The organism is Microcoleus sp. Pol12B4 (assembly GCF_036701385.1).
GTDB lineage: Bacteria > Cyanobacteriota > Cyanobacteriia > Cyanobacteriales > Microcoleaceae > Microcoleus.
Genome location: NZ_JAUBQR010000135.1, coordinates 1 through 7,366 on the forward strand (window position 1 = coordinate 1; position 7,366 = coordinate 7,366).

Here is a 7,366-nt window from a genome sequence, read left to right on the forward strand (position 1 = left end):
CAATTATTCGCTGTAAAAGTAAGTGCGGTAATTGGTTGAATTTGACTGCCTGTAGCCAAGTTAATCGTAACAGGTGCGATCGGTTGAGTATTTAACTGAACGCTGTAACTTCCAGTTGCACCGCCTTCCGTTGCATTCGCAGCAGTGGGGTTAATAGAAACGCCTGGGAAGTCGTTATCGGTAATGGCGACGCTAACAGCCGGAATTGTGATGCTGTTATAGTTAGTATCGGTACTGGTAGCTGTATGGTCGATCGCACCTGCATGATTTCCTTCAACTGCATTGTCGTCCACAGCAGCCACCGCCACAGTTTGAGCGACATTCCAATTATTCGCTGTAAAAGTAAGTGCGGTAATTGGTTGAATTTGACTGCCTGTAGCCAAGTTAATCGTAACAGGTGCTGTCGGTTGACTATTTAACTGAACAGTGTAACTTCCATTTGCACCGCCTTCCGTTGCATTTGTGCTGGCAGGATTAATCGTAATGCCAGGAGTTTCATTATCGCTGTTGCTGGCGCTGACATCATCGGGATTGAGATTGCTGTAATTAATGTCGGTACTGACAGCCGCAGCAGTGACAATATTGTAAGTTTTACTGCCATCAGCAACGCTGTCGTCAACACCTGTCACCGTTACCGTTTGCGGTTGATTCCAGTTCGCAGGCGTGAAAGTTAAACTGTTGCTGGAAACTGTTGCTTCGGCGGGATTGGAACTGCTCAAATCAATGCTAACATTAGCACTGGGTTGACTGTTAAGTTTAACGGTAAATGTAGTGCTGTCGCCTGCTTCTGTCGTCACTAATCCGCTGGCAGGATTGACGGTGACTCCGGCAGTGTCATCATTACCGATCGTAGTTGTAGCGGTAGCAGCGGTAATAGTCGGAGTCGGGCCGGGCGCAACCGGATTTGACAGAGTAACAGTAATAGTTTCATCCGGTTCAATTATCGCATCGCCCAATACATCTAAAGTAATGGTTTTCGATGTCTCGCCCGCCGCAAAATTAACCGTACCAGTAATGCTAGTTCCCCCAGAAGTGCCGCCGATATTGTTGTAATCGCTGCTGTTTGTAGCAGTTCCTCCAATTGCATAATTTACACTGCTGGCAGCATCAATCCCGCCGCTGCGAGTCACGGTAAAAGTAACGGGAGTAGTGCCACTGTTGCCTTCGGCGAGGCTGGCAGTACCGGCAGCAATGGCGTAATCTATGGCGTCATTGGCCGGAATAGTTAGTGTTGTTTCTTTTGTTGTACCTGCAATCCCATCAGTAATCGTACCAAAGCTGAACACCGCTGTTTCGGCGTTCTCTGGGATATTGTCAGCTTTGACAGTGACAGCAACATTCTGAGTGAGGGTGTTGGTACCTGCACTGAATGTGAGAGTGGCAGGTGAAAAAGTGTAGTCTGAATCTTGGGTAGCTGTACTGCTGGGGTCGATAACAATTGGTACAACTAGATCGCTGAAGGGAGTGCCGCCGCTGATGGTGACTGGGACATTAACGATGGTATCTGTTGTTCCTTCTGTGCCGCTGTAAGTGGCTGCGCCGAAATTGACCTCAACGGTGGTATTCAGCAGGATGGAGACATCGTTAGAACCGCTATTGGCGGTGGCGAGATCGGGTTTGTTGTCGGCGTTAAAATCTTTGATGGCAATCGCTTTTGGATTTGTCCCGACTGCGTAGTTAATGGGGTTGCCAAAAGTGCCTTGACCGGTTCCAGTTAGAATAGAAACGTTGTTTGATTGATTGTTAGCCACAGCGATATCGAGTTTGCTGTCGGCGTTTAAGTCGGCAACTGCGATCGATGCCGGACTATCGCCTCCCGCTGAGTAGTTGGTGGCATTGCCAAAGACACCTTGACCAGTTCCAAGTAAAATGGAAATGTTGTTAGAAATGCTGTTGGTGATGGCGAGATCGAGAATGTTGTCACCGTTAAAGTCTCCTGCGGCAATGGATGTTGGATTAGTCCCAACTGCATAATTTACCGCGATTGAAAATCGGTCTGCACCAGCGCCTCCCGTGTTCAGTAGGATGGAAACGTTGTTAGAACCGCTGCTAGTGATGGCAAGATCGAGGCGGCCATCGCTGTTAAAGTCTCTCGCTGCAATCGCGGTTGGAGTTGTCCCTACCTGAGGTATATTTTCTTCAATAGCAAAACCGTTGCCTTGAGCGTTTTGTAATCCGATGGAAACGCCACCATTAATGTCTGCTACAACTATGTCTGATAAATTGTCTGCGTTAAAATCGCCTACGCCGATCGCACTGGGCGGGTTTGTCCCGGCGCTAAAGCTAGTGGAGTTGCCAAAAGTACCTTGACCAGTACCCGGTAAGATGTAAACGGAACCACTAGGAAATTCTCCACCAGACCAGTTAGTTACGGCTAGGTCTAGGAAATTATCGGTGTTAAAATTACCTGCTACGATGGGAGTACGACTGGATTGATTTACGTTGGCGGGAGTGCCAAATCCTCCTTGGCTGTCCCCTATTAATAGGGAAACAGCGGTTCCGCTGCTGATGGCTAAGTCTGGGATATTGTCGTTATTAAAGTTTTCGGCAGTCAGGGATTGGGGATTTGTGCTGGTTGGAAAGTTGCTAGCGGAACTGAAAGTAGACATGATTAATTTATCGATTAGTTAACAACAGTAATCTTTGATGTTTCGAGTTGTGAAACTGATGCAAATCGCCCCTAAGTTGCTGGCATCAGTGTCCCGACGATCGCAAGTACAAACAGGCTGCCTCCCACAGCGATAGTTACTATATTCCATACCGAAAATCGATCGTTAGGATTGTGGTTTGGGGCTGCTAAACTGTTCAGTTCATTCACAATCTCTTGAACAGGAAGCAAAACTATTACAGATAAAAAACTAACTAGCCAGTATGGGTCTGGCAGTCGGGTACACAGCGCAAGCCCCAACCAAGCCAGAGTCAGCAAGAAGGGACTACAGTTGGCATCAATACCGCGCAATTTAGCCCTATTTCTAATTTTCGTAATCAATGAATAACAAAAAATACCGTTGAAAACAGCTCTCCAAAATGGGCTAATGTCGTCTCCTGTTGCGGCTTTGAATAGCTGCCAGTTTTTGTAAAACCAAAAAATTTGATAGAGGCCCAAGGTTACTAGGGACATCACGAATAACTTCAGCCGAGAAACAGGAAAAAACATTGGTGGTGCATCTTCATTCATATCAAAAACCTCATAGGTGGATAGACTACTACTCGATCGGGACTTATACCCAATGCGGTCGATTATCAGGTCGATGGTAGGGGCGGGTTCACCAACAATATCTGCTAATAGACAATTTCAAAAACCCGCCCCGGCCGCGATCGTACTGTCGAATACCGGGGCGGGTTTACAGAATCTCTCGTTTCTCTTAAAGATATCCGCGAACCCGCCCTACAGGAATTATGGTCGATAAACCGGACATCATATCAGTCCTATTGCTATTAGATTGAGCCAAAATTTGCGACACCGATCGCACTTGCCGTCACCCCATTCAGAGATGCTAAAATCTCTCCGGTTGCTGACAAGCGGATGAATGTTGAACTGTTTTCTTGAGTAATTGAGAATTGCGAGAAAGTCAGACCATTACCCAAAACTAACAAGTCTTTACCAACTTCAAAGTCAGTAATAGTATCAGTACCGGAATTGGTAGATAGCAATAATTTATCTACCCCATTCCCTCCCGTCAAACTATCACTTCCCAAACCGCCATTCAGCAAATCGTCACCGCGATTGCCAAACAAGACATCATCACCGCTACTTCCGAGTAAAGTATCGTTACCTTTGCCGCCGAAAAGAGTGTCATTCCCCACCGCACCGTCGAGGGAATCATTGCCCCTCAGACCCAGCAAAACATTATTTGGACTGTCGCCAGTCAGGGTATCATCGCCATTTGTACCGAGAATTCGATCGGGGGAATTGCTGCCCAAATCTGCGTCGCCGGTGACAACAGGAGTTGCAATCCCAGCAGGTAATATCACAGCTTGAATTTTGGTATCTAAAGCAGCACCAGTATTCTCAGTAACTACCTGGGAAATTGTCTTAGTTCCCGCACCAACTTCTTTGAAGTCTTGAGTAGTTGGGTCCAAAGCTACTTGTTGGACGCGGGCTACTGATTCAGGAATTGATGTTCCTGTTGGGTTGGAGACAGCAGAATCAATGCGCTGATTTGCTGTTGCCATTACTGTCGCAGCTTGCGAGGTAATTGAGGTAACTTTTTGACTGTTGAAACTGGGGTCAATCTGCTGAATATTCGCGGCAGCTTGCTGAATTATTGGTTCTAAAGCGAGTGCGTTGCTGAGGTTTAAAACAGTGCCGGATTGAATTTGACTCGTAATTGAACTGACAACAGCTTTGACAATTTCGTTAGTAGCTGCACTGGAAGCACCGTCAATCAAACCCGCAGTTTGAGTGATAACATTTTGGACTTTTACCATTGCAGATAAAGTTGCCACGCCGCCCGGTTCGCTGTCGTTTGTGGCGGCGATCGGATCGAAATCTGCGATGGCAACATCAGCAGGAATGGCAAGAGCAGATTTGATGAGAGATTCTGCCCGATCGCTCTCAATTCCCTTATCTATCAAGTCCACCATCAGAGTAGTTAACAGCGTGACCACAGTAGCGTCAGCAGGTGCAGTAACAGGCGTTTCTAGAGGCAAACCGGTCGCGGTATCAGTGCCTCCAAAAGCCACTAAATTTCCTTCATTTGAATCAATCTCCCCATTGGCGTTTTTGTCGAAAGTCTCAAAGGGAAAATCGAGATTAAATTCACCGCTAGTGTCAGTGTTAGTTGAGGGTTCGCCAGCATCGAGAACACCATTTTTATTGGCATCCAAAAATACCTTGGCACCTGCAATGTAATTATCAATCACCCAGCGACCGTTATATTTTGTTATCTTGAAGGTTTGAGAATTGCTTGCACCTGCAGGGTCGGTGGCGGTTAACTTAACCTTAAACGGTCTTACAAAACTCAATGGTTTTCCATTAATATTAAACACTGGTGGAGTGCCAGTAAATTTGATGGTGTTCTTGTTAGAGTCGAAAGAGAATCCCAGCCAGCTACTGTTGAAACTGCTGGTTAAAGGACTGCCATCCTCTCGAGTTAATTTGTAAGAGATTAAGTCGCCATCCGGGTCGGTGTAGACATTTTGAATGTCTTGATTAAACTCCTTAATGAAATAGTCTAAATGAATCTTTTCTTGTGGCGGACGGTTCTGGACAACACCTCCTCCAGCAATAGCTTCACCCAAAGCCAGCACATCAACACGCTTGAAATTAAGACCTGTATGTTTAACGTTATCCTTTTCATCGTCGCCATCGTTGATAGTGACACCGGTTTGTTTCAAAAGATTAGCGAACTCCTTTGGCGTCAGTTTGCGGCCTAATTCTTGCTGTGCTAACTGTTGTGCTAATACTGCTATGCCACTAATGTGGGCTGTAGCTTGACTGGTACCGTGATAGGTGCTTCTCTCGTTTATATCGCCATCTTTGCCAGCCCCAGTGATAGGTGCTCCTGGAGCAAAAACTGTGGTTAATGTCCCGTTACGCTGAGAAAAAGGAGCAATACGATCAGCAGCAGTGGTATTTGCTGTTACCAATTTCCCAGTCTCACCAGGCTTATTCGCAAAATAGTTCCCCAAAGAGAAAGAACCAATGTTGGAATTGTATACCGCGCCAATCGACAGCGAATTCGGATCTGCTGAAGGGTAGTTTACACCTGGAGGCTCATTCTGGTACGGGTAGTAACGGTTGCCTGATGAAGAGACAACAATTATATTTTTCGCCGCTAATGCTGCCAGTTCATCTCCTATACCGTAGAGTGAAGTTTGACTGGTGGCAAAATTTTCACCGCTGCCGAATGCCATACAAACGCTGGCAATGTTGTAAGTATCTGCATTTTGCAATACCCACTGCAAAGCTTGTTCAACATAGGGAAACTTATTAATTTCGTCACTAGGCATATTATCCTTATTATCCTTTCTCACTTTGAGACCGATAATATTAGCCTCAGGTGCCATCCCTGTATAGGTTGGGTCTTGGGAAGCAATAATGCTGGCAATGTTAGATCCGTGTCCGTCTTTGTCGCTAGCATCCGCGTCGCCGTCGGCAAAATCGTAGTTATAAACGATGCGATCGCTGATGCCGTTTGAGTCGCGGTCAGGGCCAAAGAATGGGTGGTTTAAGTTGATGCCAGTCTCTAATACCGCTACAGAGAAACCACTGCCGTCAATACCGGAAAAACGTGGTGTGGCGCGGAATTTATCCAAATTTATTTGCGCGCTGGATACACTAGCAGGGATCTCATGAAATGGGTCGTTGCCGCTGCCGTCAAAACTACCAAAAAAGTCGGCTGGGAGGAAGTTATTAACAAAACTTGAAGCATTACTATTACCACCAACACCACTAAACAACACTGAGTCGAGGAAATTGCTATCAATCAGGGAAGTGGATAGATTGTTAGTGAGTAGATTGTTGTTGATGTCGCGCAAAAGGCTGCTGCTAGGTGAATTTGACTGGGGATTTGTGACGGCTGGGCCTTCATAGCCTGTAGTTGTGACACCTGCAAGACGAGGTACAGCCGACAAATTCAAGTTGTAGGGAGTCTGGGCACTATTAACTGAAGAAACTCGAATGCTGTAAGTCCCGTGTGCCAAAATGCGGTTAATTAATTTTGAACCAGCGCCAGAACTTATTGCAGTTGAGATGACATTTTGATTGCTGTCAAGCAATTCAAGATTAATATCTCCCGTAAATCCGCTGACTGCCAAGTTGAAGTCATTGTCAGCACCGATCGTGAATTTGTAGTAATCGGGATCGTTACTACTCACTGAATCCCTGTAGTTTCTGAGATCGGAACTGGCATTGATTGTACGGGCTTTAGCTGATGTGTTTCCAGCTAAGTCTTGTGCTGGAATATTGCTGTCATTATCGTTATTGGTGACAGCGACATCGGACGCATTTAATCCGTTAAATCTGTTATCCGTACTGACAGCAGCGCTAGTAACAATCGTGTAAGCTTGATCGCCGTCAATAGCAAAGTCGTCAACGCCTGTTACCGTTACTGTTTGCGGCTGATTCCAATTAGTAGAGTTGAAGGTAAGCGATTGCGGGGAAACTGTTCCTTCTGATGTATTGGAACTTGCTAAATCTATTTTCACATCGCCAGTAGGTGGGATGTTTAAAGTGTTGAGTTGAACATTAAATGTTGCTGTTTGGCCTGCTTCTGTGGTGATTAATCCACTTGTAGGATTAACGGTAATTCCAGCAGGTGTTGGAGTTGGAGTTGGTGTTGGAGTTGGTAACGGAGGTGTTGGTGTCGGGGTTGGAGTTGGTAACGGAGATGTTGGTGTCGGGGTTGGAGTTGGTAACGGA

At 46.0% G+C, this 7,366-nt stretch carries 3 protein-coding genes; all 3 read right to left on the reverse strand.

Features of this window, described 5'->3' with window-relative positions; translation table 11 throughout:
* Positions 1–2,609 (reverse strand): FG-GAP-like repeat-containing protein (locus QUA38_RS18360; RefSeq protein ID WP_333164197.1); only part of this gene is annotated, 2,609 nt, incomplete at its 3' end.
* A 71-nt stretch (positions 2,610–2,680) separates the two neighbouring features.
* Entirely contained in the window at positions 2,681–3,178 is a 498-nt protein-coding gene (locus QUA38_RS18365; RefSeq protein ID WP_333164199.1) for a hypothetical protein, read from the reverse strand.
* 260 nt (positions 3,179–3,438) lie between these two features.
* Positions 3,439–7,366: S8 family serine peptidase (locus tag QUA38_RS18370; protein WP_333164200.1), on the reverse strand; the 3,928-nt coding region annotated here is incomplete at its 5' end.